The sequence below is a fragment of the Mesorhizobium sp. M8A.F.Ca.ET.207.01.1.1 genome (genome assembly GCF_004794715.1).
In the GTDB taxonomy this organism is placed as follows: domain Bacteria; phylum Pseudomonadota; class Alphaproteobacteria; order Rhizobiales; family Rhizobiaceae; genus Mesorhizobium.
Window position 1 is genome coordinate 238,896 of the sequence record NZ_SRUS01000004.1, and the last position, 21,974, is coordinate 260,869.

The 21,974-nt window shown below is 64.3% G+C and carries 27 protein-coding genes; 13 read left to right on the top strand and 14 right to left on the bottom strand.

The window, feature by feature from the left end; all coding sequences use genetic code 11:
* The 3 genes from EN850_RS13415 (at position 1) to EN850_RS13425 (ending at position 2,125) form a co-directional block, all read left to right on the top strand.
* Complete coding sequence (locus tag EN850_RS13415) at positions 1–435, top strand: DUF1801 domain-containing protein (protein ID WP_136091484.1); 435 nt, start codon at positions 1–3, stop codon at positions 433–435.
* 33 nt (positions 436–468) lie between these two features.
* Positions 469–867, top strand: a complete 399-nt coding sequence (locus EN850_RS13420) for a DUF1801 domain-containing protein (RefSeq protein WP_136091485.1) — start codon at positions 469–471, stop codon at positions 865–867.
* Positions 868–1,024: 157 nt separating this feature from the next.
* The gene (locus EN850_RS13425; RefSeq protein WP_135867370.1) at positions 1,025–2,125 is read left to right on the top strand and encodes an acyltransferase family protein; all 1,101 of its coding nucleotides are present in this window, start codon (positions 1,025–1,027) and stop codon (positions 2,123–2,125) included.
* A 29-nt stretch (positions 2,126–2,154) separates the two neighbouring features.
* Here the strand turns inward: EN850_RS13425 and EN850_RS13430 are convergent, their stop codons facing one another.
* The 7 genes from EN850_RS13430 to EN850_RS13460 form a co-directional block, all read right to left on the bottom strand.
* Positions 2,155–4,137 (bottom strand): glycoside hydrolase family 127 protein, encoded by a 1,983-nt coding sequence (locus EN850_RS13430; protein WP_136091486.1) that lies wholly within the window; start codon positions 4,135–4,137, stop codon positions 2,155–2,157.
* Between the two features lie 21 nt (positions 4,138–4,158).
* Positions 4,159–5,016 (bottom strand): carbohydrate ABC transporter permease, encoded by an 858-nt coding sequence (locus EN850_RS13435; protein WP_136091487.1) that lies wholly within the window; start codon positions 5,014–5,016, stop codon positions 4,159–4,161.
* Entirely contained in the window at positions 5,016–5,939 is a 924-nt protein-coding gene (locus EN850_RS13440; RefSeq protein ID WP_136091698.1) for a sugar ABC transporter permease, read from the bottom strand. Before EN850_RS13440 ends, EN850_RS13435 begins: the two co-directional genes overlap by 1 nt.
* 311 nt (positions 5,940–6,250) lie before the next feature.
* The gene (locus EN850_RS13445; RefSeq protein ID WP_136091488.1) at positions 6,251–7,498 is read right to left on the bottom strand and encodes a sugar ABC transporter substrate-binding protein; all 1,248 of its coding nucleotides are present in this window, start codon (positions 7,496–7,498) and stop codon (positions 6,251–6,253) included.
* 68 nt (positions 7,499–7,566) lie between these two features.
* Entirely contained in the window at positions 7,567–8,610 is a 1,044-nt protein-coding gene (locus EN850_RS13450) for a LacI family DNA-binding transcriptional regulator (protein WP_136091489.1), read from the bottom strand.
* Between the two features lie 252 nt (positions 8,611–8,862).
* The gene (locus EN850_RS13455; protein WP_127280275.1) at positions 8,863–9,129 is read right to left on the bottom strand and encodes a DUF1488 domain-containing protein; all 267 of its coding nucleotides are present in this window, start codon (positions 9,127–9,129) and stop codon (positions 8,863–8,865) included.
* Positions 9,126–9,380, bottom strand: a complete 255-nt coding sequence (locus tag EN850_RS13460) for a hypothetical protein (protein ID WP_127280276.1) — start codon at positions 9,378–9,380, stop codon at positions 9,126–9,128. The genes EN850_RS13455 and EN850_RS13460 overlap by 4 nt, the downstream gene beginning before the upstream one ends.
* Before the next feature lie 323 nt (positions 9,381–9,703).
* Here EN850_RS13460 and EN850_RS13465 point away from each other — a divergent pair, with 323 nt between their 5' ends.
* Positions 9,704–10,201: a GAF domain-containing protein gene (locus EN850_RS13465; protein WP_135882528.1), complete on the top strand. Its 498-nt coding sequence runs from the start codon at positions 9,704–9,706 to the stop codon at positions 10,199–10,201.
* A 221-nt stretch (positions 10,202–10,422) separates the two neighbouring features.
* Here the strand turns inward: EN850_RS13465 and EN850_RS13475 are convergent, their stop codons facing one another.
* The 4 genes from EN850_RS13475 to EN850_RS13490 all read right to left on the bottom strand — a co-directional run bounded on the left by EN850_RS13475 (position 10,423) and on the right by EN850_RS13490 (position 12,684).
* Positions 10,423–11,484 carry a YeiH family protein gene (locus EN850_RS13475; RefSeq protein ID WP_135920701.1) on the bottom strand — a complete coding sequence of 354 codons (1,062 nt, stop codon included), beginning with the start codon at positions 11,482–11,484 and terminating at the stop codon, positions 10,423–10,425.
* A gap of 187 nt (positions 11,485–11,671) precedes the next feature.
* Positions 11,672–11,956 (bottom strand): type II toxin-antitoxin system RelE/ParE family toxin, encoded by a 285-nt coding sequence (locus tag EN850_RS13480; protein WP_127280279.1) that lies wholly within the window; start codon positions 11,954–11,956, stop codon positions 11,672–11,674.
* On the bottom strand, positions 11,953–12,234 hold the full coding sequence (locus tag EN850_RS13485; protein ID WP_127280280.1) for a type II toxin-antitoxin system ParD family antitoxin: 282 nt from the start codon (positions 12,232–12,234) through the stop codon (positions 11,953–11,955). Before EN850_RS13485 ends, EN850_RS13480 begins: the two co-directional genes overlap by 4 nt.
* A gap of 72 nt (positions 12,235–12,306) precedes the next feature.
* Positions 12,307–12,684, bottom strand: a complete 378-nt coding sequence (locus tag EN850_RS13490) for an ester cyclase (protein WP_135882532.1) — start codon at positions 12,682–12,684, stop codon at positions 12,307–12,309.
* Positions 12,685–13,389: 705 nt separating this feature from the next.
* Here EN850_RS13490 and EN850_RS13495 point away from each other — a divergent pair.
* From EN850_RS13495 to EN850_RS13520, 6 genes are all read left to right on the top strand, one after another.
* The gene (locus tag EN850_RS13495; RefSeq protein ID WP_246689198.1) at positions 13,390–13,740 is read left to right on the top strand and encodes a GNAT family N-acetyltransferase; all 351 of its coding nucleotides are present in this window, start codon (positions 13,390–13,392) and stop codon (positions 13,738–13,740) included.
* Positions 13,737–13,877 (top strand): hypothetical protein, encoded by a 141-nt coding sequence (locus tag EN850_RS37125; RefSeq protein ID WP_246689199.1) that lies wholly within the window; start codon positions 13,737–13,739, stop codon positions 13,875–13,877. The genes EN850_RS13495 and EN850_RS37125 overlap by 4 nt, the downstream gene beginning before the upstream one ends.
* A 2-nt stretch (positions 13,878–13,879) precedes the next feature.
* Complete coding sequence (locus tag EN850_RS13500; protein ID WP_135867378.1) at positions 13,880–14,263, top strand: ACT domain-containing protein; 384 nt, start codon at positions 13,880–13,882, stop codon at positions 14,261–14,263.
* Between the two features lie 165 nt (positions 14,264–14,428).
* Entirely contained in the window at positions 14,429–15,862 is a 1,434-nt protein-coding gene (locus EN850_RS13505; RefSeq protein ID WP_136091490.1) for an aldehyde dehydrogenase family protein, read from the top strand.
* Between the two features lie 332 nt (positions 15,863–16,194).
* Entirely contained in the window at positions 16,195–16,605 is a 411-nt protein-coding gene (locus tag EN850_RS13515; protein ID WP_136091491.1) for an MbcA/ParS/Xre antitoxin family protein, read from the top strand.
* Positions 16,599–17,297 carry an RES family NAD+ phosphorylase gene (locus EN850_RS13520; protein WP_136091492.1) on the top strand — a complete coding sequence of 233 codons (699 nt, stop codon included), beginning with the start codon at positions 16,599–16,601 and terminating at the stop codon, positions 17,295–17,297. The genes EN850_RS13515 and EN850_RS13520 overlap by 7 nt, the downstream gene beginning before the upstream one ends.
* Positions 17,298–17,318: 21 nt before the next feature.
* Here the strand turns inward: EN850_RS13520 and EN850_RS13525 are convergent, their stop codons facing one another.
* Positions 17,319–18,191 carry a LysR substrate-binding domain-containing protein gene (locus tag EN850_RS13525; protein WP_136091493.1) on the bottom strand — a complete coding sequence of 291 codons (873 nt, stop codon included), beginning with the start codon at positions 18,189–18,191 and terminating at the stop codon, positions 17,319–17,321.
* A gap of 124 nt (positions 18,192–18,315) precedes the next feature.
* On the opposite strand from EN850_RS13525, the gene EN850_RS13530 reads away from it, so the two are divergent.
* Entirely contained in the window at positions 18,316–18,519 is a 204-nt protein-coding gene (locus EN850_RS13530) for a hypothetical protein (RefSeq protein WP_136091494.1), read from the top strand.
* 60 nt (positions 18,520–18,579) lie between these two features.
* The gene (locus EN850_RS13535; protein WP_136091495.1) at positions 18,580–19,335 is read left to right on the top strand and encodes a sulfite exporter TauE/SafE family protein; all 756 of its coding nucleotides are present in this window, start codon (positions 18,580–18,582) and stop codon (positions 19,333–19,335) included.
* A gap of 63 nt (positions 19,336–19,398) precedes the next feature.
* On the opposite strand, the gene EN850_RS13540 is transcribed toward EN850_RS13535, so the two are convergent.
* Positions 19,399–19,974: a DUF308 domain-containing protein gene (locus EN850_RS13540; protein WP_135920682.1), complete on the bottom strand. Its 576-nt coding sequence runs from the start codon at positions 19,972–19,974 to the stop codon at positions 19,399–19,401.
* Positions 19,975–20,181: 207 nt separating this feature from the next.
* On the opposite strand from EN850_RS13540, the gene EN850_RS13545 reads away from it, so the two are divergent.
* The gene (locus EN850_RS13545; protein WP_135931730.1) at positions 20,182–21,087 is read left to right on the top strand and encodes an AraC family transcriptional regulator; all 906 of its coding nucleotides are present in this window, start codon (positions 20,182–20,184) and stop codon (positions 21,085–21,087) included.
* Positions 21,088–21,124: 37 nt separating this feature from the next.
* Here the strand turns inward: EN850_RS13545 and EN850_RS13550 are convergent, their stop codons facing one another.
* Entirely contained in the window at positions 21,125–21,574 is a 450-nt protein-coding gene (locus EN850_RS13550; protein ID WP_135916456.1) for a universal stress protein, read from the bottom strand.
* Positions 21,575–21,974 lie beyond the last annotated feature (400 nt).

Genomic DNA, 21,974 nt, shown 5'->3' on the forward strand with positions numbered 1-21,974 from the left:
ATGGCGAAATCGACCAAACCAGCCGCCAAGGCTGAACCGAAGCTGCTTTCCGGCGGCAACCCGCGGATCGCCAAGGGCCATGGCGATGCGCCGGTGCAGGCCTATATCGCGGCCATGCCCGGCTGGAAGCGCGAGGTCGGCCAACGCCTCGATGCGCTCATCGAACGCGCCGTGCCCGGCGTGCGCAAGGCGGTCAAATGGAACTCGCCGCTCTATGGCGTCGAAGGCGAGGGCTGGTTCCTCGGCATCCATTGCTTCACGCAATACATCAAGGTGGCTTTCTTTCGCGGCCTAGCGCTGGACCCGGTGCCGCCGGGCGCGTCCAAGAGCGGGGATACGCGCTATCTCGACATCCGCGAGGACGACGCGTTCGACGAAGCGCGGTTCAGCGCCTGGGCGAAGCAGGCCAGCCAATTGCCTGGCGAGCGCATGTAAGCGCTCTATTTGTCAGTTCGAAGGAGAAACATCATGACGACCACGGAAGCGCAGGCGAGCAAATCTCCCTCCGAACTGATCGACGGCAGGATCAAGGAATTGGGCGACTGGCGCGGCGAGATGCTCGCCAGGTTGCGCACGCTGATTCATCAAGCCGATCCCGACGTGGCCGAGACGTGGAAATGGCGCGGCGTGCCGGTGTGGGAGGATGCCGGCATGATCTGCACGGGCGAGACCTACAAAGCCGTCGTCAAGCTGACCTTCGCCAAGGGTGCGGCGCTGCCCGATCCGGCGCGGCTGTTCAACTCCAGTCTCGAAGGCAACACACGGCGCGCCATCGACTTCCAGCAAGGCGAGGAGATCGACGAGGAGGCCTTCAAGGCGCTGGTGCGCGCCGCCGTGGCTTTGAACAAGTCGAAGGCGCGAAGGTAGTCTGCCGCGTGATAGTCATAGCGCGTGACGGTCAAAGCTGTAATGGTTTGGTCGCCGCGAGCGATCGGCCCCGTTTACGATCTGGGAAGCTTGATGGTGCTAGATAGCGCCGGATGAAGGCTGGCCTGCCGGGCCGGCCGGGTTTGGATTCGCCGCCATGAACAGCAGCCCTATGCGCATGCCGTGGGTGGACACGGCCAAAGGCCTCTCGATCATCCTCGTGGTCATGATGTACTCGGCCTACAACACCGGCGAGTACACGGGCGGGGTGGGCTTTCTCCACTATGTCATCGGCTTCGCGACGCCGTTTCGCATGCCCGAATTCTTCCTGATCTCCGGACTTTTCCTGTCGCAGGTGATCGACCGGCCATGGCGGCGCTATGTCGACCGGCGCGTCGTCCATTACCTCTATTTCTACGTGCTGTGGGCGATTATCTCGATCGGCCTGAAGATCGGCATCTTCAGCAGGGACCCCGCCGGCATGCTGCACGACCTCGCAATGGCCGTCGTGCAGCCCTATGGCGTCCTGTGGTTCATCTACATGCTGGCGGTGTTCGGCCTTGCGGCGAAACTGCTGCGCCAGTTTACGGTCCCCGCCTGGATCGTCATCCCGATCGCCGCCTGCCTGCAGATGTGGGCGCCGCATCCCGATAGCTACGCGGTCGAACAATTCGCGGCCTATTTCGTCTTTTTCTACGTCGGCTTCGTCATGGCGCCGCTGGTGTTCAGGCTCGTCGAATGGACGCAGGCCCGCCCGGCGCTGGCCGTCGCCGGGCTGCTCCTGTGGGCTGTTGTCAACGGCCTGCTGGTCTATTCGCCGGGCTATGCCATGCAGCCGGTCGGCATGCGGATGGGCTTGGCGGCATGGCCGCCGCTGCATCTCACCTTGGCGGTCGCCGGCGCGGTGGCGCTGTGCGTGCTTGGCGGCTTCCTGTCGAAATTCCCCGCCATGGAATGGCTGCGCTGGCTGGGCGAGCACTCACTGGTCGTCTATGTCGCCTTCACCATCCCGATGTCGCTGTTTCGCGGCGCGGCACTGGCAAGCGGCCTGCTGACCGACACCGGCATGCTCAGCCTGGCGGTGCTGCTGGTGTCGATCATCAGCCCGGTGATCCTCTACTTCATCGTCCAGCGCATCGGTTTCGGCATGTTCCTGTTCGAGCGGCCAGCCTGGGCGCATGTCGACGACGGCAGCGCCGCGCAAGCGGCGTCAAAAACACCGCTGCCTGCCGCCGCCACCCAGTCAAGCCGGACATAACAAAGCCGCAAGAGGCCCTGCCGCCAACCTCAGCCGTCCCGCAGCCACACCAGCATCTCGCCGGGCTCGCGGTTGTCCCAGGCGAAATAGGGGATGGCGGTCAGGCGCGTCTCGACCTTGGCCGGCGGTTCGGAGCGATAGAGCCCGTCCTGCCAGCCGTCGCCGGCATCGGCTTGCGCCGTGGCTGCAAGCGTCACCACGCCGCCGAGCAGGTCCGGTTCGTCATGCACCTCGATGCCGGCTGTGCGCGGCAGGGTCAGCCGATGCAGGCTGGTGTCATTGTCGGTCGCCTCGACGCAGTAGATCAGCGGCCCGCGCGACAGCGCGACGCGGCCGGCATCCTGCCGCACCTCGGGATTGGCATAGAGCCGCTCGATCGGCATTTCGAGATCGAGCCGGACACGGTCGCCTTTTTTCCAGTTGCGCCGGATGGCGGCGTAGCCGTCGCTGGTCACGTCCTCGATGTCGACCGTCTCGCCATTGACGGCGAGGCCCGCTCTGGAGCTCCAACCCGGCACCCGCAGATGCAGCGTGAACTCCACTGCGGCCTGCGGCTCGACCGTGATCTCGACAGCGCCGTCCCAGGGATAGCGGCTCGCCTGCGTCAGCGTCACCGGCACGCCCGCTATGTCGAAGCGGGCGGTGGAGTCGCCATAGAGGTGCACGGCCAGCGCATCGTCGGACAGGCTGTAGAAATAACTGCCGATGGAAGCGACCATGCGCCCGATATTGGGCGGGCAGCAGGGGCAGCGGTGCCATTTCCATCTGTTGTGCTTGCCCCGGCTTTCCAGCGGGTTCTCGTAGAAGAACAGCGAGCCGTCGAGCGACAGGCCGGAGATCGAGCCATTGTAGAGCGCGCGCTCCATCATGTCGGCATAGCGGGCGTTCGGTCCCATGCCGAGCATGCGGCTGGCCCAGAACACCAAACCGACCGAGGCGCAGGTCTCGGCATAGGCGGTTTCGTTGGGCAGGTCATAGTCGCTGGTGAAACCCTCATTGTGCGCCGACGGCCCGAGCCCGCCGGTGATATAGAGGTTTTTCGTGGTGAGGTCGTCCCACAGCCGGTCGAGCGCCACGCGCAGCGTGTCGTCGCCATATTCGGTGGCGATGTCGGCCATGCCAGAGTAGAGGTACATGGCCCGCACCGCATGGCCGACGACCTTGTCCTGCTCGCGCACCGGGATGTGCGACTGGCTGTATTCATAGGTCTTGAAATGATAGGCCTTCGGATCGGCGCCGCGAGCGCGGGCCTCTTCGTCGAAATAATGCGGCTCAAGGCCACGCTGGTCGATGAAGTATTTGGCCAGCTCCATGTATTTCCGCTCGCCGGTCACCCGCGCCAGCTTGACCAACGCCAGCTCGATCTCCTCATGGCCGCAATAGCCCTTTTTCTTGCCGGGCTCGGGGCCGAGTACCGAGGCGATGTGGTCGGCATAGCGGCACATGATGTCGAGCAGCTTGCGCTTGCCGGTCGCCTGGTAGTAGGCGACCGCGCCCTCGATCAGGTGGCCGGCGCAGTAAAGCTCGTGGCAGTCGCGCAGATTGGTCCAGCGCTTGCCGGGCTGGATGCGCTGGTACCAGCTGGAGAGATAGCCGTCCTCCTGCTGCAGTCTGCCATACATGTCGATGACGGCGTCGATCTTCTTCTCCAGTTCGGGATTCTTGCGCCGGTAGAGCGAATAGGCTGATGTCTCGATCGTCTTGCCGAGATCGGAATCCCAGAACATCTGCGTGGTCACCGTCGACCCGGTGAATCCGGGGGAGGCGGCCTCGTCGGGCGACGGCGAGTGGAAGGGAATGACGATGCCGGGCGAGGGACGGTCGGGGTCGATCTGCTCCAGCATGCGCGCCTCCACGCAGCGGTCGTAAAGGATGTCGGCGGTGCGCGTCGCCACCGCCTCGGCGCGGTCGCCCCAGAAGCCGCGCACGTCGACCTGCGGCACCGGCAGCGGGCGGAAGGCGAGCTTGGGCCTGGCTGTGGTGGCGGGCCGGGGGGATGGCGATGCTGTCATGAACTCACTCCATTCGATCGATTACTTGACGGCCCCGGCCATCAGGCCGCGGATGTAGAAGCGCTGCAAAGCCAGGAACAGGATCAGGCAGGGCACCATCATCACGGTGACGCCCGCCTGCACGGCGCCCCAGTCGATGGCGCCGAAGCGGCCCGACTGAAGTGCCGTCATCATCACCGGCAGCGTGAATTTGGACTGGTCGGTCATCAGCACCAGGGCAGCGAGGAACTCGTTCCAGGCGCCAAGGAAGGCAAACAGCGCGATGGTTACGACGCCAGGCCAGACCAGCGGCAGCATCACCTTTATGAGCATGGTGGCGTTGCCGGCGCCGTCCATGCGAGCGGCCTCCTCGATCTCGCGCGGCACCGCGTCGAAGGCGTTGCGCATCATGAAGATCGAGAACGGCAATTGAAGCGTCACATAGACGCCGACCAGCCCGGTCAGCGTGTTGTGCAGGCCAAGCTTGGTCAGCACCAGGAAGATCGGCGTCAGGATCGACTGGAACGGGATCATGATCGTCGACAGGATGAGGACGAAGAACAGGTCCTTGAACGGAAACCGAAACCGCGAGAAGCCGTAACCGGCGAGCACGCTGACGATGACCGACAATATGACGGTCATCACCGAGACATAGATGCTGTTCTGCGCCGAGACCCACAGGCCGTCGCCGAAACTGTTCAGCGTTTGATAGTTCTCGAGCGAGAAGCCCGTGGTCGGCCAGGGCGGCAGCGGTGGCAGGCGCGCCTCCTGCGCCGGCTTGAAGGCCGACAGCACCGTCCACACGATCGGCGCCACGAACAGCACCGAGGCGATGACGCCGGTGGAGTGCCTGGCGAGGCGGGCGGCGAGCTTGCCTCTGGCTGATATCGCCTGCGCCATCAGTCGAGCCCCTCGGGCTTGCGCAGCAGCCAGAGCTGGACGAGGCTGAGCGCCACCAGGATGACCAGCAGCACCATGGAGAGCGCGGCGCCATAGCCGAGTTTGAACGACACGAACGACTGGTTGAAGATCCAGTAGACCGCCGTCAGCGTCTGGTTACGCGGGCCGCCGCGCAGGATGATGTAGAACTGGTCGAAGGCGAGGATCGAGCCGGCCACCGACAGGATCAGCGCCAGCGCCAGCGTGCGGCGCATCAGCGGCAAGGTGATCGCCCGGAACCGCGCGAACGGCCCGGCGCCGTCGATGACGGCGGCCTCCTGCAGGTCCTGCGGGATCGATTGCAGGCCGGTCATCAGGATGATCATGGTGAAGCCGGCGACCTTCCACACCACCATGGCGATGATCGACCAGAAGGCCGGCTGGAAGGTGGCGAGCAGGTTGAACTTCCTGTCGATCAGGCCGAGGTCGTAGGCGGCGGGGCTGAACAGGCCGGAATCGACGTTGAGCAGCCACGACCAGAGCAGGCTCGCCGAGGCGAAGCCGACCACCGCCGGCATGAAGAACATGGTGCGGTAGACATTGGTGAACGGGCGCGGCCGCTCGATGAAGATCGCCAGCGGAAAGGCGACGGCGAAGATCGCGATGGTGACGACCAGCGTGTAGAAACCGGTGAACCTCAGCGCGTTCCAGAACCTGGTGTCGCGCAGGATTGCCCAGTAATTACCGAGGCCTATGAAGGAATGCTCGCCCATCAGCGGCCAATTGTGCAGCGACATCCACGCCGTCATGCCGAGCGGGATGACGAAGAACAGCATGACCAGCGCGATCGCCGGCGCGACATAGAGCAGGCCGATCCACTGCCGGCGCCCAGCGCCGACGAGCTTGCGGGCGCGGGGCGGGGCGGTGGTTGTGATGGTGGTCATGGCTGGGCGCTCGTTCTTCCTTCTCCCCTTGTGGGAGAAGGTGGATCGGCGCGCAGCGCCGAGACGGTTGAGGGGTGCGCCAAGCAATGAGGCAGGTGCGATTTCGAACTTGTTGCCAAGCTGCAGCACCCCTCATCCGACCTCGCTTCGCGAGGCCACCTTCTCCCACAAGGGGAGAAGGGAGAACCAACCTTCCGACGCTCTGAAGCGAAGATGCAACCGAGTCTTCTCAACGCGATAGCCCTGCCATTTGAACCAAAACAATTTCCGGCCGCCCGCCCAGGGAGACAGGCGAGCGGCCGGACAGGCGCCTATTTCTGCGGCGCCTGGTCGATGATCGACTGCATGGTTTCCTGGGCGTTGGCGATCGCGCCATCGACGTCGTCGCCGAAGAACACCTCGTTGATCATCTGCGTCCATGGGCCGTTGGCGGAGTTGATCAAATCGTTGAACACCACCGAGTAGGGCGTCTTGCCCTTCGCCATCGCCTCGGCGGCGATCTGGTAGCGCGGATCGAGATCCTTCAGCGCGTCCTTGGCGATGTCGCCGCGCACCGGCAGGCTGCCGTATTTGGCGAGGATGGTCTGGCCCTCGAGCGAATAGGCGAAGTCCAGGAACGCCTTCACCACGGCGAGCTTCTTGGTGCCCTTGGTGACGACGAAATTGTCGCCGCCGGCAAAGGACGACCAGTTGCCATCCTTGCCCGGCAGGAAGGTGATGCCGTAGTCGACATTGGGATACTGCGTGTTGAGCGCGCCGATGGCAAAGGCGCCAGAGGGCGAGATGCCGATATTGCCGGCGGCGAAGGCGGCGAAGAAATTGGCGCCGGTGTCGGTCTGCGCGCCCGCCGGCACCAGGTCCTTCTTGACCATGGAGCGGTAGAGATCGATGGCGCCACGCAGCTGCGGGCTGTCCAGCGTCGCCTTGGAGCCGTCCTCCGACAGGATGTCGCCGCCAGAGGCCCAGATCAGCGGCGTGAAGGTGAAGATGTTGCAGCCGCCGCAATTGCCGGAGAAATAAAAGCCCTTGATGTTGCCGCCAAGCGCGTTGACCTTCTCGGCGTCGGCTTCGATCTCGGCCCAGTTGGTCGGACCTTTCTCGGGGTCGAGGCCGGCCTGCTTGAACAGCTTCTTGTTCCAGATCAGCACCGAGGCGTCGGCCGAGAAGGGCAGGCCGTAAATATGGTCCTTGTAGGTGCCGGTCTTCACATGCGCCGGCGACAGGCTGGCGAAATAGGGCAGGGACTTGGCCCAGTCGGTGATGTCCTCGAGCTGGCCGGCGGCGGCGAAGGACGGGGTGTAGATCAGGTCGAGCGACAGCGCGTCGGGCGCCGTGCCGCCGGCGGCGGCCGCGCCATATTTTGGGATGATCTCGGCATTGGGGATGATGTCGAGCTTGACCTGGTCCTTGTTCGCCTTGTTGAAGGCGTCGACGATCCTCGGCATGAAGTTCGAGCCGTCGGCGCGCACCCAGATGTTGGCGGTCTCGGCGGCGGCAAGTTGCAGGCCGCAGCCCAGAGCGGCGGCCGTCAAGGCCAGTTTGGCAATCAAAGTCCTCATGTTCTCCTCCTCCACATTGGCCGCGATGCGCGGCTCGCCGCCGATCGCAGCGTTTCGTTCCGTCTTTCTCAGCCGTCCGGCGGACGGCCGCAGGACTGACGCACCACCAGCCGGCACGGCAGTTTTCTGATGCCTGGCGCGGCGGATTGGCCGCCGACCAGGGAAAGCAGGGTCAGCCCGGCCTCGCGGCCTAGTGCTGCCAGGTTCATGTCGACCGAGGTCAGCGGCGGGCGGGTCGCCTCGGCCACGATCTCCCAATTGTCGAAGCCGATGACGCCGACATCATTGGGCACGCCGAGGCCGCGTTCGCGCAGAGCATCGATGACGCCGCGCGCGATCTGGTCGTTGCCGCAGAAGACGGCGTCCGGTTTTTCGCCGTTGCCATCGAACAGTTTCGCCACGGCGTCATGTCCCCAGGCTTCCGACCAGGAGCCGAGCAGCGGCTCGATCACCGGCAGGCCGTTCTCCGTCAGGACGGCGCGGTAAGCCTGCGCCCGTTCGTGCACCACGGCAAAGCTCGCCGGGCCAGTGACATGGGCGATGCGCTTGCGGCCAAGCCGGCGGAAATGCTCGATCGCCAGCCGCGCCCCGCCGCCATCGTCGGAGACGAAGGCGACAGCGTCGGGATCGGGCTGGGTGAAGGCATAGATCACCGGGACGCGCAGGTTGGACAGGTCGACCGGCAAATGGCGGTCGATGCGCTTGCCGGTGGCGATGATGCCGTCGACGCGCTTGTCGAGCATGGCCTCGACATGGAGCTGGCCGAGGCGCGGATCCTCCTCGACATTGCACAGGAACACCGAAACGCCGGCATCGACCAGGGCGTCCGATATGCCCGACATCAGCGGCAGCGAGAAACGGCCATAGGTATCGTTGGTGAGCAGGCCGACGGTGAAGGAGCGCCGCCTCAGCAGGCTCTGCGCCAGGCTGTTGGGACGAAATCCCAGGCTGCGCGCCGTCTCGCGGATGCGCTCGCGGGTCTCGGCCGTCATGCGCCCCTGGCCGTTGAGCGCCTTCGAGGCGGTGGCGACGCTGACGCCGGCCCGGGCGGCCACGTCGCGCAAGGTGACGGGCTTGGGAAAGACCGGAACTGGCTGATCGTCCGATGCCATCGCGGCAAGAATCCTTAGCTGGGAAAAGGTTTTCCCTTATCGGTCGGAATAAGGCCCGGCCAATGGCCGAGCCTGATCGGGACTGTTTGGAAAAACCTTTTCTCAACTCAAGCTAGGGCACATCAAAGACCTGTTCAAGAGAAAAATTGCAGTCGCTGGCGCGATCGGATTTCGCGGGGGGCGCGGCCAATCGGTGCCGGGTTCACAGGTCGCCGTGCGCATTCATGGACTCAAGACCGCTTCGGCAGCTTCTCAGCGGAAATCATCCGATGTCAGCACATACAAGCTCTTGTGGGTGCGGCTGTAGGCCTTGGCGGCGACGTCGTGGATCGTGGAGCTCGACCTGTCGAAGGCGGCAAGATAGCCGGCCTCGTCGGCGGTGGTGTCGGGCTGCATCCTGGTCATGGCATCGGCGGCCACGGAGAAGGAAATCTGCAGCATGCCGTCATGGCCGACGAAGCGGATGCGTTGACCGGCCACGTCATAGCTGCGGCTGCGGTTGGGGAAGGTCAGGCTCATGTCTTGACCCCCGTTGCGGCGGCCTTCTTGGCCACCCGTTTCGCCTTCGGCGTCGGGTTCAGCGCTTCGGCCACGCGGTCGGCTTCTTCCTTGGCCAGCCGCAACTCCCTCAGCCGTTTCGTCTTGATCTCCCTGGCACGCGCCTCGGACATGTATTCAGCGGTCGCCTTGTTGTGCTCCGCCGTCTTCTTCTGCTTGTCGACAAAGCGGGCTTGGGCTTTTTCCATCAGAGTCTGATTGCCATCGGCCATCGAACAAATCTCCTTCATGCTGAAATCGTGAAAACGAACTTGTCCGATAAATAGGCGCTCGGCAGGAAAAATTCAATCTTTCGAATTATTTGGCGCTTTGCCGGCGCCGAGAAAGCGAGCGCTGAAATAATACTTTTGAATATTCTCCCGCGGCCAAGATTATCCTTGCCGCCGCAAAATGGAGATCGGGCCGAGGTGCCAACGGACGCTATTTCGAACGGAAATCCGTTTCGCACCTTCCTGAAATTGCCTAGGATGGTCCGGTGGTCGATTGGGGGCGTTTGCGGAAAACGGAACCGCGATTCTGTATACGGAGACAAGCCATGTTTGCCGCCAAGGCCATCGACGCCTCCAACAAGGCCGAATTCTACCGCGACCTCGCCAAGCAATTGAAGGCATTGCTGGAGGGCGAGGGCGATTCCATCGCCAACGCCGCCAACACCTCGGCGCTGATCTTCCAGATGGTGCCCGACCTCAACTGGGCTGGCTTCTACTTCCTGGCATCGGACGAGGAACTGGTGCTCGGCCCCTTCCAGGGCAAGCCGGCCTGCGTGCGCATCACTGTCGGCAAGGGCGTGTGCGGAACGGCGGTCGAGCTCGGCACTTCGATGCTGATCAAGGACGTGCATGATTTCCCCGGCCACATCGCCTGCGACGCCGACTCGCGCTCCGAACTGGTGGTGCTGCTGGAAGACGAGGAGGGTGTCTTCGGCGTGCTCGATCTCGACAGCCCGACGCCCGGCCGTTTCGACAGTGCCGACCAGGCCGGCATCGAGGCGCTGGCGGCAATCTATGTCGCGGCGAGTTCGTTCGAGGATTGAATCCGGCTCACAATCAGATTCAGACAAGGCCTCCTGGAGCGGTTCAGAGTTTGATAGAATCTCTGACCCGCTCTAACTTCTTGTTTTTACTCAACTCCCAAGGGGAAGCGCTAGGCGCTTCTCCCGGGAAAACCGCTACGCACTTTTCCTGGAATTGCTCTAAGCCCTTGTTTTGACAGATGCCGTGTGCCCCTATGCCTTCACGCGCAGGGACAGGCGGATCAGGCCAGCTTCACCAGCATCAGGCTGAAGCCGCCGATGAACAGGAAGGCGCAGAAGGCGAGCGCCAGCGGGCGCAGGCCGCGCGAGCGAAGCTGCGAAATGTCGGCCTGCAGGCCCATGGCGGCGAGCCCCATGGTCAGCATGATGGTGGTGGCAAGCACTATCGCCTGCTTCACTTCGGCCGGTACCGCGACAAGGCTGTTCAGCGCCACGACGGCGACGAAGGCGGCGACGAACCACGGCATGGGCGGGCGCGCCGCCGAGGGGTCGCCGCTCTTGCGGCGTGCCATCAGGCCGAGCGCGATGACCATCGGCGCCAGCATGGCGACGCGCGTCAGCTTGGCGACGGTGGCGATCTCGCCGGACTGGGTGCCGTTCTGGAAACCGGCGCCGATGACCTGGGCCACCTCATGGATCGAAGCGCCCGCCCACAGGCCGAAAGCGTGCTGGTCGAGGCCGAGCAAAGGCGCCAGCAGCGGGAAGCCGAGCATGGCGACGGTGCCGAACAAGGTGATCGAGGCGACGGCATAGGTGACGTCCTCATCGCGCGCGTCGGTGACGATGTTGGTGGCCACGATCGCCGAGGCGCCGCAGATCGAAGTGCCGGCGGCGATCAGCTGCGCCAGCTTGGCATCGACGCCGATCAGCCGGCCGAGCGTGATGGTGAAGAGGAAGGTGGCGCCAAGGGTCGCCGCCACGATGCCGACGCCGCTGGCGCCGATCGAAACCACCTGGCCGAGCGTCAACTGGAAGCCGAGCAGCACGATGGCGAAGCGCAGCAGGCGCTTTTGCGAGAAGGCGATGCCGGCCTTGGCGTGCGCCGGCGTGCCGAGCACATTGGAATAGACCATGCCGGCGACGACGGCCAGGATCATCGGGCTGAACAAGGCGAAGCCGGAGACATTGCGGGCGGAGAAGGCGACGGCCGTGATCATCGACACCAGCACGATCCCGGGGATGATGCCGTTCCACAGGGAATCGAGGCGCTTGCGGCCCCGCGCCAGATCGGCGGAAATCCTGCTTTTCGGAATATCGTTCGCAATGCGGGTCAGGGAAGACAATGCAATTCTCCAGGCGGGTATCTCGGGGAAATGCCATTTCATAATCGATCTTTCCAACGAATTATTGTGGTTGGAATGATCTATTTTTACGAACGAATGGCCGTCCAAACGGTCTCAAGGACGCGTGGGCGCATTGCTATGGCTTGGCGATGCATCGCACCGAGCTGCGAGAACGCAATCCGTCGGGCTACAACAAGTCCTGCCACCGCCGTGCGCCATGAATGACACGCACGATCTCCGCACCGTCGTCCGTTTGGCGATAGAGGATCAAGTAGTTTCCCGCAGGGAACGTGCGCAAGCCCGGTCGCACTTCCGGCCGGGCAATGCCCATGCCCGGCATGTCGGCGATGCGTTCGCAATGGGCATGGATTTCGTCATACCAACGCAACGCCGCCGCAGGACTGTCCTCGGCTATATAAAGCGCGATGGCTTCGATATCAGCTTCGGCCTCCGGTCGAAGGCGTAGCGTCATCGCGATGTGCGCTCGGCAATCCTCGCATCAAGCTTGCCTTTGATCCGGGCGAAGGCATCGCGGCCGTCGACCGGATCGCCGCTTGCCATGCCTTCGTCCCAAAGCCGGCCTAGCTCGTCGATGGCTTGGTCGCGTTGCATCCGACGAAACTTCCACTCGCGCAAGGCCTCGCGCATGACTTCGCTCGCCGAAGCGTATTCGCCCGCCGCAACGACCTCGCGCATCATGGTTGCCATTTCGGGCGTGAGGGCAACGCTCACTTTCTCGACATTCGCCATCGGCGGGTTCTCCTACCTGGGCAAAGTAGGCAAGTTTACCACCGGCTGCAAGGAGGCAGGTGGCGCATGACATCAAAGCTGCGCTTCGATCGCCGCCTTGTCGATCACCGACCAGACGTTCCTGATCCTGTCGTTCAGATATTCATAGAAGACGTTCTCGCTGAAGGAGACCTTTTTGCCATTGATGGGCAGGCCGAGGAACGTTCCCTTGGGCGTGCAGTTGAACTGGAGGCGGCTGGCGATGAAAGGCGGATCGGCGATCAGCAGTTGCACATCGAAATAGAGGTCGGGAATTTCCCGAAAATCCCGCTCCAGCATGTCGCGATAGCCTGACAATCCGACGCGGTCGCCATTGTAGTGCACCTCGTCATGGACGAAGCGGTGCAGCCTTTGCCAATCCTGATTGTTGAGGCAGTCGATATAGCCTCGATAGAGATCGGTTTCGGTCACGGTGATGGCTCCGTTGCTGACGCTTGGACGAGATCATGCTCGACCGGAAGATAGAACGACCGTGGGCACAGTCCAGACGTTCCAGCCCCGGTACCGCAACGCATCGACCAGCAGCGAGCAGGCTGATGTCGCAGTAGGCGTGCGCGCTCTACGACCCAGCCGGATGAGGTCGACATCAACAAGATCCTGTCTAGGCCGACGGCGCAGGAGTGTTGAAACAGCGCTGACAGTTCGACGGCTCGCTTGCGTTCATGACCCACATGCTCGGACGATCGGCGGAAACATCAACCGCGTCGTCATCCACGGGCGGAGCAGCCGCGTAGCGGCGTCGCGAAGACCCGAGGATCCATGCCGCGACCTTGGTGGCAGGTGCAGCAGAGCCCGATTCTGCACCGCTGCGGCGCCTGGAAGTCGCGGCATGGATCCTCGGGTCTGCGCCGCGTCGCTACGCTCCTTGCTTCGCCCGTGGATGACGAAGTCGGGGGCTTGGGCCAATCCCCAGATCTTGACGCACCGCTCTTCCTGCGCCAGCTTGCCGCCATGTTCGCTCGCGCGCCCGCCAACACCAAGCGACGCCGCTCCTGCATAGCGCGGAGCGGCAGGCTGATTGCGCGACGATAAATCCGGCACGATAGATCCGGTTTGTTCGTTTCCCGCCCCGCCCGCACCATCAGCCGGCGGGGTTTTCATGTCTGGAGCCTTTTGATGATTGCCAATCCTTCCATCCGGTTTCGGCCGGCCGAGCCTGCCGACGCCGCCGCGATCAGGGATATCGTGCGTGCCGCCTATGCCAGATGGGTGCCGGTGATCGGCCGCGAGCCGCTGCCGATGCGTGCCGATTACGACAAGGCTGTCGCCGAGCATCCGTTCGATCTCGCCGTCGAGGACGACCGCATCGTCGGCATGATCGAGACTTTGCTCGCCGACGATCACCTGTGGGTCGAGAATGTCTGCGTTGCGCCGCAGGCGCAGGGCAGGGGCATCGGCCGGCTGCTGCTGGAGCGCGCGTGGAAACCAAGGCGCGCGCGGCAGGACGCGCGGAGCTCCGCCTGTTGACCAACGGCGCCTTCGAAGCCAATGTGTCGCTCTATCACAAGCTTGGCTATACGATCGATCGGGAGGAGCCGTTCCTGAACGGAACGACGGTCTATATGAGCAAGCGGCTTGTTGGATGCCCACCAACCGGAGCGTGAGGATGGCTGCCAGGATCAAGCTCAAGCAACTCCCCGGCCTGTATGCGATTTCGCGGCTTCAAGCCGGTGACGGCATTCCTGCCTGGGCTGACGGACCGGGCTTCGTCAGCGTCACCAGAACCGACGACGAGCTCTCGATCACCTGCCTTCAGGATCGCGTGCCGGATGCCGTCAAGCACGATCGCGACTGGGTCGCCTTCAAGTTGCAGGGGCCGTTTGCGTTCGACGAAACCGGCATTGTGCTGTCCGTCATCAGGCCGCTGTCGGAAAACGGTTTGGGCATCTTCCTGGTATCGACCTTCGATGGCGACCACCTGCTGGTGAAAGCGACAGACGAGCCCGCGGCTAGAGGATTTCTGGGCGAAGCCGGGCATACGCTGCTCTAGGCAGCTCATCGCCGGCCGCTGATCAACGATTGGCGCTCTGGCTCAATCCCTGGCGCGCTGGCTCAACCATTTCTGGGGTTGCGTTTGACAGCGCCGTTCGCGCATCGTTATTTCTAGCCCGATATCACGGCCGGACCGGCCATGCGGCACCCCCAGGGAGAAACCATGTCACACGATCTGCAGTTCTATATCGATGGCGCGTGGGTCGATCCTGTGGTGCCCAACACGCTCGACGTCATCGATCCGTCGAATGAAGACGCCTTCGCGCAGATCTCGCTCGGCTCCAAGGCCGATGTCGACAAGGCGGTGGCCGCCGCCAAGCGCGCCTTCAACACATATGGTTTCACCTCGGTCGAGGAGCGCCTCGATATCCTGAACCGCGTCATCGAGGTCTACAAGAAGCGCAGCAAGGACCTGGCGCTTGCCGTGTCGCGCGAGATGGGCGCACCGCGCCAGATGGCGCTCGACAGCCAGGTGGGCGTCGGTCTCGCGCATTTGCAGAAGATGGCCGAGACGCTGAAGAATTTCCGGTTCCGCCATGTCAAGGGCAACCATCTCGTGGTCAAGGAGCCGATCGGCGTCGTCGGCCTGATCACGCCGTGGAACTGGCCGCTGAACCAGATCACCTGCAAGGTGGGGCCGGCACTCGCCGCCGGCTGCACCATGGTGCTGAAGCCGTCCGAAATCGCGCCGCTCGACGCCATCATCTTCGCCGAGATCATCGACGAGGCCGGGGTGCCGAAGGGCGTGTTCAACCTCGTCAACGGCGACGGCCCGGGCGTCGGCCAAGCGCTGTCCAGCCACCCCGACATCGACATGATGTCGTTCACCGGTTCGACCCGGGCCGGCATATTGGTGGCCAAGGCCGCAGCCGACACCGTCAAGCGCGTGCATCAGGAACTGGGCGGCAAGTCGGCCAACATCCTGTTTCCGGATGTCGACCTCGCTACCGCCGTTTCCAAGGGCGTCGCCGGCTGCTTCGGCAACAGCGGCCAGTCCTGCAACGCGCCGACGCGCATGTTCGTGCCGCGCGACCGCCATGACGAGGCCGCCGGATACGCCAAGGTCGCGGCTGAAAAATTCACCGTCGGCCCGGCCGACGGCGCCAACACCAAGCTCGGCCCTGTCGTCAGCCAGGTCCAGTTCGACAAGATCCAGGACCTGATCCAGAGCGGCATCGACGAGGGTGCGACGCTGGTCGCCGGCGGCCCCGGCCGCCCGGCCGAACTCAACCGCGGCTACTATGTCAGGCCGACCGTGTTCGCCGACGTCACCCACGACATGCGCATCGCGCGCGAAGAGGTTTTTGGCCCGGTGCTGGCGATCCTGCCCTACGACACGGTCGAGCAGGCGGTCGAGCAGGCCAACGATACCGTCTACGGCCTTGCCTCCTACATCCAGGCCAAGGACCTGCAGAAGGCCCGCGACGTGGCGGCGCGCATGCGCTCGGGCAATGTCTACATCAACTATCCCCAATGGGACGCCGGCCTGCCCTTCGGCGGCTACAAGCAGTCCGGCAACGGCCGCGAATATGCCGAATACGGGCTCGAGGATTTCCTCGAGATCAAGGGCATCGCGGGCTATGAGGCGGCGGAGTAGTTCTTTGGCCGCAGCGTAGCTGGAGAGGGGCCGGCGCCGCCCCTCATCTGCCTGCCGGCATCTTCTCCCCGTATAGTGACGGGAGAAGGACGCTTTCGCGGATGATTTCGCCAATCTCCAGCATTGCGAAGGCGGCGCCGGCATTGCGGCCTGCATCTTTCTCCCCGTCACTATACGGGGAGAAATGTCCGGCAGGACAATGAGGGGCGGCGCCGACCTCGGCGATTAGCGGTCTCTGTCACAAGGCCCACACTGATATTGCCCAGCCATATCCTCCATCCTTGCCAATTGGCAGATACATGCTATATATCTGCCATTAGCGAGGTCTAAACATGCAGCTTCAAGCCATCACCACCACGCCGGCCGCGGTCGGCTCAGCCATTTCGGATGAAGAGGCCGGTGCGCTGGCGCGGACCACGGTCAATCTGTTCAAGGCCTGGAACCTCACCGACTTCGAGGCCTGCGTGCTGCTTGGCGGCATTTCGGCGCGCACCTGGGCGCGGTGGAAGGAAGGCGCCGTCGGCCGGATCGACCGCGACCTGCGCACCCGCATGGCGCATCTGATGGGCATCCACAAGGGACTGCGCTACCTCTTCACCGAGCCGGCGCGCGGCTATGCATGGATCCGCAAGCCCAATGCCACCTTCGGCGGGCAATCGGCGCTCGAGCTGATGCTGCGCGGCGATATCTCCGATCTCGCGGCGATGCGCGAATGGCTCGACGCGGAGCGTGGTGCATGGTGAGTGGACTGGCGGTCCGTCGCCGCGTCCACTGGCCACAGACCTATCGCATCATCCGCTCCATCCATCCGCCGATCGACCTGTTCGAGGATATTGCCGACCCGCGCGACTGGGAGGCGCTGGCCGCCATCGAGGAGAAGACCAATCCGCGCATCCGGCTCGAGTTCGGCGATCTCGGCAAGGTGCCGGCCGCAAGGCGGGTTTCCGGTCCGGGCGCCAGCTTCGTCATGGCGCCTTTCGTGCATTGCTCGACCTTGCGGCCCGGCCGCTTCTCGGACGGCAGCTACGGCATCTATTATGCCGGCGACAGCGAGGACGTGGCGCTCGCCGAAACCATCCACCATCACCAGAAATTCATGCGCGCGACCAACGAGGCGCCGGGCTGGACGGCCGATTTCCGCGTGCTGATCGGCAGCGTCGACCGCGACCTCGACGACGTCAACGCGGTACCCGGCGTGCTCGACCCGGACGACTACACGGCGTCGCAGGCGGAAGGGCGGGCGCTGCGGGCCTCGGGAAGCGACGGGCTGGTGTGGAACAGCGTGCGCATGCCGGACGGGGAGTGTATCGGCATCTTTTGGCCCGACGTCATCGGTGTCCCGGTCCAGGGCCGCCACTACAGTTACCACTGGGACGGCGGCCGCGTCGACTTCGTGCGCCAGCACGACACCGGCAAGGTGCTCGAAGTGGTGTGAGCAGGGCAGGGCGGCTTGTCCTCACGCCAACGCCGCCGCCAGCAGTTTCGCCTGCGGCGTCAGCGCTTCGAAGCGGCGGGCGCACAGATTGAGCTGGCGCGTGGCCCAGTCATCGCCGAGCCGCAGGCTGCGCAGCGTGCGGGCCGAACGGCGCGCCGCACTTTCGGGCACGATGGCGATGCCGGCGCCTTGCGAGACCAGCCGGCAGACATTGTCGAGGCCGGGCACGCGGATGCGGAAGTGCAGGTGGCCACCGAGCCTGGCGGCCTGGCGGGTGATGTGCTCCTGCAAGGGATGGCCGGCGCTCAAGCCGACGAAGGCTTCGCCGAGAAGGTCGGCAAGGCTGGCGGTCTGGCCTTCGAGGCCGGGCCTGTTCCGCGCCGTAATCACCACCAGGCGGTCGACGAAGAACGGTTTTTGCTCGAGATGCGAAAGGCCGGCCCAGGTCGCGGCGATGCCAAGATCGGCGGCACCGTTCGCCACCGCCTCGGCGATCTCATGGCTGGGGCGTTCGTCGAGCTCGATGTCGATCCCGGGATGCGCGACCAGGAAGGCCGGCAGCGTGTCGCGCAGGAGTTCGCTGGTCGCCGCCGTGTTGGCCATCAGCCGTACGCGGGCGCGCAGGCCCGTGGCATAGGTACCGAGGTCGCCGGCCATCGCCTCGATCTGGTTCTGCACCGCGCGCGCATGGTGGAGCAGCGCCTGTCCGGCCGCCGTCGGCACCGCGCCGCGCCGGCGCCGCTCCAGAAGCGGCGCGCCGAGGCTTTCCTCCATGCCCTTGATGCGCGCGCTGGCCGAGGCGAGAGCGAGGCCGGCGAGTTCGGCGCCGTGCGTGATGCTGCCGCGTTCGGCCACCAGCAGGAACAGCCTGAGATCGGTGAGGTCGAAGCGCATTTCTCGCTCCCGCAAATCGTGTCGTGCCAGGCTCAGCCTTCGTTCACGCCGAAGGCTGGCAGCGCAACTTCCACATTGTGGGCGGCCCGCATGTCAGTCAAATCATTTGCGACGGAGATAAGCGATGCGTGAAAAAACATCAGGCCGGCAAGGGCTAGGCATTCTTGAAAGCGCGGCGATCATGCTGGCGATCGCGGTGGCCTCGCTTGCAATGGCGCAAGCGCAGCCTGGCTTGCCGGGATGCGCCGTGGCGGCGGCTTCCGTCAACCGCGATGCCGTGCCGGCAAGCCCGGATGCCGAGGCGACGGACATGTTGTTGCATGACTGAAGGAACCGGCGTGCCCGGGCTCTATCCCAAGGAACGTCCATCGATGCTGAGCGGCCATCCATGCTAAGCATCGGCGCCGTCGCCTTCATCGGTTTCGTGTTTCTCGCCGCCGGCCTCGTCAAGGGCGTCGTCGGCATGGGGCTGCCGACCGTGGCGATGGGCCTGCTGGCGGCGGCCATGCCACCGGCTGAGGCCGCCGCCTTGCTGTTGATTCCGTCGCTGGTCACCAATCTCTGGCAGCTGTTCACCGGTCAGTCCTTCGGCGGCTTGTGCAAACGGCTGTGGACGATGATGGCCGGTGTCGTCGTCGGCACCGTGACTGGCGCCGGCCTGCTGACCGGCGCACACACGATGATCGCCTCGGCCGGGCTTGGCGCCGCGCTGATGCTCTACGCGCTTGTCGGCTTGGCCAAGGCCGGCTTCACCACGCCGGCGCGCCACGAGGCCTGGATATCGCCGCTGGTCGGCGTGGCGACCGGGCTGGTCACCGGCGCCACCGGCGTTTTCGTCATTCCGGCGGTGCCCTATCTGCAATCGTTGCGGCTGGGCCGGGAAGACCTGATCCAGGCGCTTGGCCTCTCCTTCACCGTATCGACCTTGGCCCTCGGCTTCGGACTGTTCAGGGCCGGCGCGCTTGCCTCGCCGACGGCGCAACTGGCTGGGTCGGTGCTGGCCCTGGCGCCGGCGCTGGCCGGCATGGTCGTCGGCCAGGCGCTGCGCCAAAGGATGAGCGTCGAGACTTTTCGCACGGTGTTCTTCGCCGGCTTGCTGGCGCTCGGGGCCTATCTCGCGTTGGAGGCTGCGCTGCAGGGCTAGTCTAAAAAAGCCAGGCCCCAAACCTCTTTCGAGTGTTTCGGCGGGGCCCGGCATTTTGGAGGATCAAGCGGTGCGCTTGCGTGCCTGCATGACGCTCAGCCATATGGCCGAGACGAGAAAATAGAAGGCGCCGAACGCGGCATAGGGCGCGATATCGGTGATGCCGGGCGTGGCGGCGCCGATCGCCTGTTTGATGAAGAAGCCGCCGGCAAGCGCCGACTGCGCACCGCTCAGCACCATCGCCCATTGCGCGCCTGCCCGCCAACGGCGCACGCCGGTGGCGAGCTGGAACAGGCCGGAGAGAATGGCCCATGCCCCGAACACCGCCAGGACCGCGTGCGGGCCCTGTCCAAGGGCGATGAAGACCGCGATGGCCGTGATCGTGCTGACCGCCGCGTTGAGCGCCTGGCTGGGATTGGCCTTCAGGCCGCCGCTGCGCTGCGCGTCCAGAATATTGGCGATCGCGTCCCAGGCCGGGTAGGCGACCAGCAGTATCGCCGCGACCGGCGGCGCGCTTTTGCCAAGGGTGAAGGCCGCCGCCACCCACGCGACCGAAAAGCCGGCGCGGAGGAAATAATATGACTTCAGCCACTGCGATGCGGCAACGCCGCTGGGCGCCTGGATGGTTTGAGTGCTCATTGGAACGTCCTGTCTTGTTGGATGGCCCGAGGCTGAGAGGCGGCGGGTTGACCCGCTTGATCACGCCCTCAGGGTTGGATGATTGGAACAGCCCATTCTCGCGCCCTCGGCGCGGGAATGGCTTTGCGCCAAGGCGAAAACAGCGCATAATCAATGGGAATGCGCTATCCTTGCCAAGGAATGTATGAGAACCGGTCGGCCATATCCATGATTGAATCGCCTGAAAACTTGACCATTCTTCCGGATGGAGGGCCGCGTGCGGGTGTCTCCGGCGACCTTCTCTCGCATGTGCTGGCGCAGATCAGGCTTACCGGCGACGAGGTTTTTTCACGCACGCTGGCGGAGGCGGAGCAACTCGATCTCGACGAGGGGCAGGCTCATATCGTCGTGGTGACGGCCGGCGCACTGCGCATGGAGAGCGAGGACCAGGCTGCCGCCGTCATCGAGGCCGGCGACCTCGTGCTGCTGCCTCGCGGCCCCGGCGCGTCGCGGCTGGTGGCATCGCATCCACGCGTCACGATCGTCGTCTGCCGCTTCTGGTTCGATCCGGACAGCCTGCGGGGGATGATCTTTGCCTTGCCGCAATGCATTCACATCCAGCGTGCCCAGGGGGCAGGGTGGGTCGATGGAATGCTGCCTTTCCTGATGGTCGAAACCAGCGGCGCCCAGCCGGGTGCTGCCTTGATGATTTCCCGCATCATCGATCTCATGGTCATCCGCACCTTGCGCAACTGGGTCCATGAAGGGCACGCCACGGGCTGGCTCGGCGGGCTTTCCGATGCCCGCATCGCCCGTTCCCTGAAGGCCATCCACGAAAGGCCGCTGCAGCGGTGGAGCATCAATGAACTGGCCGACAAGGCCGGCATGTCACGTTCGAGCTTCTGCGAGCGCTTCGCCGCGCTCGTCGGGCGTTCACCGCTGCGCTACCAGAATGAATGGCGCCTGGGCCTGGCCCGCGATCTGCTGGCCAGGCGGGACGCGCGCGTGGGCGAGATCGGCTTGCGCATCGGCTACGAGTCCGAAGCCGCCTTCAGCCGGGCCTACAAACAGCTCTTCGGGCACCCGCCACGGGTTGAATATGCGCTGACCAATGAACCCGCCAAGCAGCCCTGACCGGAGGCGCCATTTTGTAAAAAGTGAGCTGCGGGACCTACCGCACCACCAGCACCGGAATCTCGGTGTAGGACAGCACTTCCGCCGTCTGGCTGCCCAGAAGCAGCCTGCCCAGCCCGCGGCGGCCATGCGAGGCCATGACGATCAGGTCGCAGCCTTGCGTCTTGGACAGGTCCAGGATCGCTTCGGCGGGCCGTTTGTCCTCGACATGGACCAGTTTGGCGGAGACGCCGGCGGCATCTGCGGATGCCTTGCATTTGTCGAGCACTTCCCTGCCATAGCGGCGCGATTCTTCCTGGAAGACGGCCAGTTCATCGCCGGCGGCGTAGCCGGCCATGGCGCCGCCCCAGGCGAAGATCGGGAATTGTTCCGAAACGGTGACGAAGGTGACGGCGGCGCCGAGGTCCTTGGCCAAAATGAGGCCCTGGGCGACGCCCTTGCCGGCCAGTTCCGAGCCGTCGGTGGCGATGAGCAGATGTTTGTACATGATGATCCGACCTGTGATGCCTGATTACTCTCCAACATAGATAGTTATGCCTCCGCGCTCATTCATTGAGCCAAAGCGGCGGGGATCAGGGCCAGCGAGGGATTCGATATCCAGAGCTTGGTGTCTCGGGCGGTCAATCGTTGGCGCCGGCGCCGCCCGTCATTGCCCTGCCGGGCATTTCTCCCCGTAAACGGGGAGAAAGAAGCTGCCGCAACGCCGCCGCCTCACTTGCAACGCTGCCGATTGGCGAAACCAGCGGCGACAGCGTCCTTCTCCCCGTTTACGGGGAGAAGATGGCGGCAGCCAGATGAGGGGCGGCGCCAGCGCATCGAGAAGAGGCATGAATTTCGCCGGCCGGATTCCCCTTCGCGAAATCGTCCTCTAAGGTGCCGACAACTTT

Excerpts from the sequence above, each read along its gene's own strand:
- EN850_RS13455 (WP_127280275.1), bottom strand. The coding sequence starts at position 9,129 with ATGAGCCTGACCTTCCCCAACCGCAGCCGCAGCTATGACGTGGCCGGT.
- EN850_RS13540 (WP_135920682.1), bottom strand. The coding sequence starts at position 19,974 with ATGAGCACTCAAACCATCCAGGCGCCCAGCGGCGTTGCCGCATCGCAG.
- EN850_RS13445 (WP_136091488.1), bottom strand. The coding sequence starts at position 7,498 with ATGAGGACTTTGATTGCCAAACTGGCCTTGACGGCCGCCGCTCTGGGC.
- EN850_RS13480 (WP_127280279.1), bottom strand. The coding sequence starts at position 11,956 with ATGACGCTACGCCTTCGACCGGAGGCCGAAGCTGATATCGAAGCCATC.
- EN850_RS13420 (WP_136091485.1), top strand. The coding sequence starts at position 469 with ATGACGACCACGGAAGCGCAGGCGAGCAAATCTCCCTCCGAACTGATC.
- EN850_RS13550 (WP_135916456.1), bottom strand. The coding sequence starts at position 21,574 with ATGTACAAACATCTGCTCATCGCCACCGACGGCTCGGAACTGGCCGGC.
- EN850_RS13515 (WP_136091491.1), top strand. The coding sequence starts at position 16,195 with ATGCAGCTTCAAGCCATCACCACCACGCCGGCCGCGGTCGGCTCAGCC.
- EN850_RS13430 (WP_136091486.1), bottom strand. The coding sequence starts at position 4,137 with ATGACAGCATCGCCATCCCCCCGGCCCGCCACCACAGCCAGGCCCAAG.
- EN850_RS13435 (WP_136091487.1), bottom strand. The coding sequence starts at position 5,016 with ATGGCGCAGGCGATATCAGCCAGAGGCAAGCTCGCCGCCCGCCTCGCC.
- EN850_RS13460 (WP_127280276.1), bottom strand. The coding sequence starts at position 9,380 with ATGGCCGATGGCAATCAGACTCTGATGGAAAAAGCCCAAGCCCGCTTT.
- EN850_RS13530 (WP_136091494.1), top strand. The coding sequence starts at position 18,316 with ATGCGTGAAAAAACATCAGGCCGGCAAGGGCTAGGCATTCTTGAAAGC.
- EN850_RS13495 (WP_246689198.1), top strand. The coding sequence starts at position 13,390 with ATGATTGCCAATCCTTCCATCCGGTTTCGGCCGGCCGAGCCTGCCGAC.
- EN850_RS13425 (WP_135867370.1), top strand. The coding sequence starts at position 1,025 with ATGAACAGCAGCCCTATGCGCATGCCGTGGGTGGACACGGCCAAAGGC.
- EN850_RS13520 (WP_136091492.1), top strand. The coding sequence starts at position 16,599 with ATGGTGAGTGGACTGGCGGTCCGTCGCCGCGTCCACTGGCCACAGACC.
- EN850_RS13440 (WP_136091698.1), bottom strand. The coding sequence starts at position 5,939 with ATGACCACCATCACAACCACCGCCCCGCCCCGCGCCCGCAAGCTCGTC.
- EN850_RS13415 (WP_136091484.1), top strand. The coding sequence starts at position 1 with ATGGCGAAATCGACCAAACCAGCCGCCAAGGCTGAACCGAAGCTGCTT.
- EN850_RS13465 (WP_135882528.1), top strand. The coding sequence starts at position 9,704 with ATGTTTGCCGCCAAGGCCATCGACGCCTCCAACAAGGCCGAATTCTAC.
- EN850_RS13535 (WP_136091495.1), top strand. The coding sequence starts at position 18,580 with ATGCTAAGCATCGGCGCCGTCGCCTTCATCGGTTTCGTGTTTCTCGCC.
- EN850_RS13500 (WP_135867378.1), top strand. The coding sequence starts at position 13,880 with ATGGCTGCCAGGATCAAGCTCAAGCAACTCCCCGGCCTGTATGCGATT.
- EN850_RS13485 (WP_127280280.1), bottom strand. The coding sequence starts at position 12,234 with ATGGCGAATGTCGAGAAAGTGAGCGTTGCCCTCACGCCCGAAATGGCA.
- EN850_RS13450 (WP_136091489.1), bottom strand. The coding sequence starts at position 8,610 with ATGGCATCGGACGATCAGCCAGTTCCGGTCTTTCCCAAGCCCGTCACC.
- EN850_RS13525 (WP_136091493.1), bottom strand. The coding sequence starts at position 18,191 with ATGCGCTTCGACCTCACCGATCTCAGGCTGTTCCTGCTGGTGGCCGAA.
- EN850_RS13545 (WP_135931730.1), top strand. The coding sequence starts at position 20,182 with ATGATTGAATCGCCTGAAAACTTGACCATTCTTCCGGATGGAGGGCCG.
- EN850_RS13505 (WP_136091490.1), top strand. The coding sequence starts at position 14,429 with ATGTCACACGATCTGCAGTTCTATATCGATGGCGCGTGGGTCGATCCT.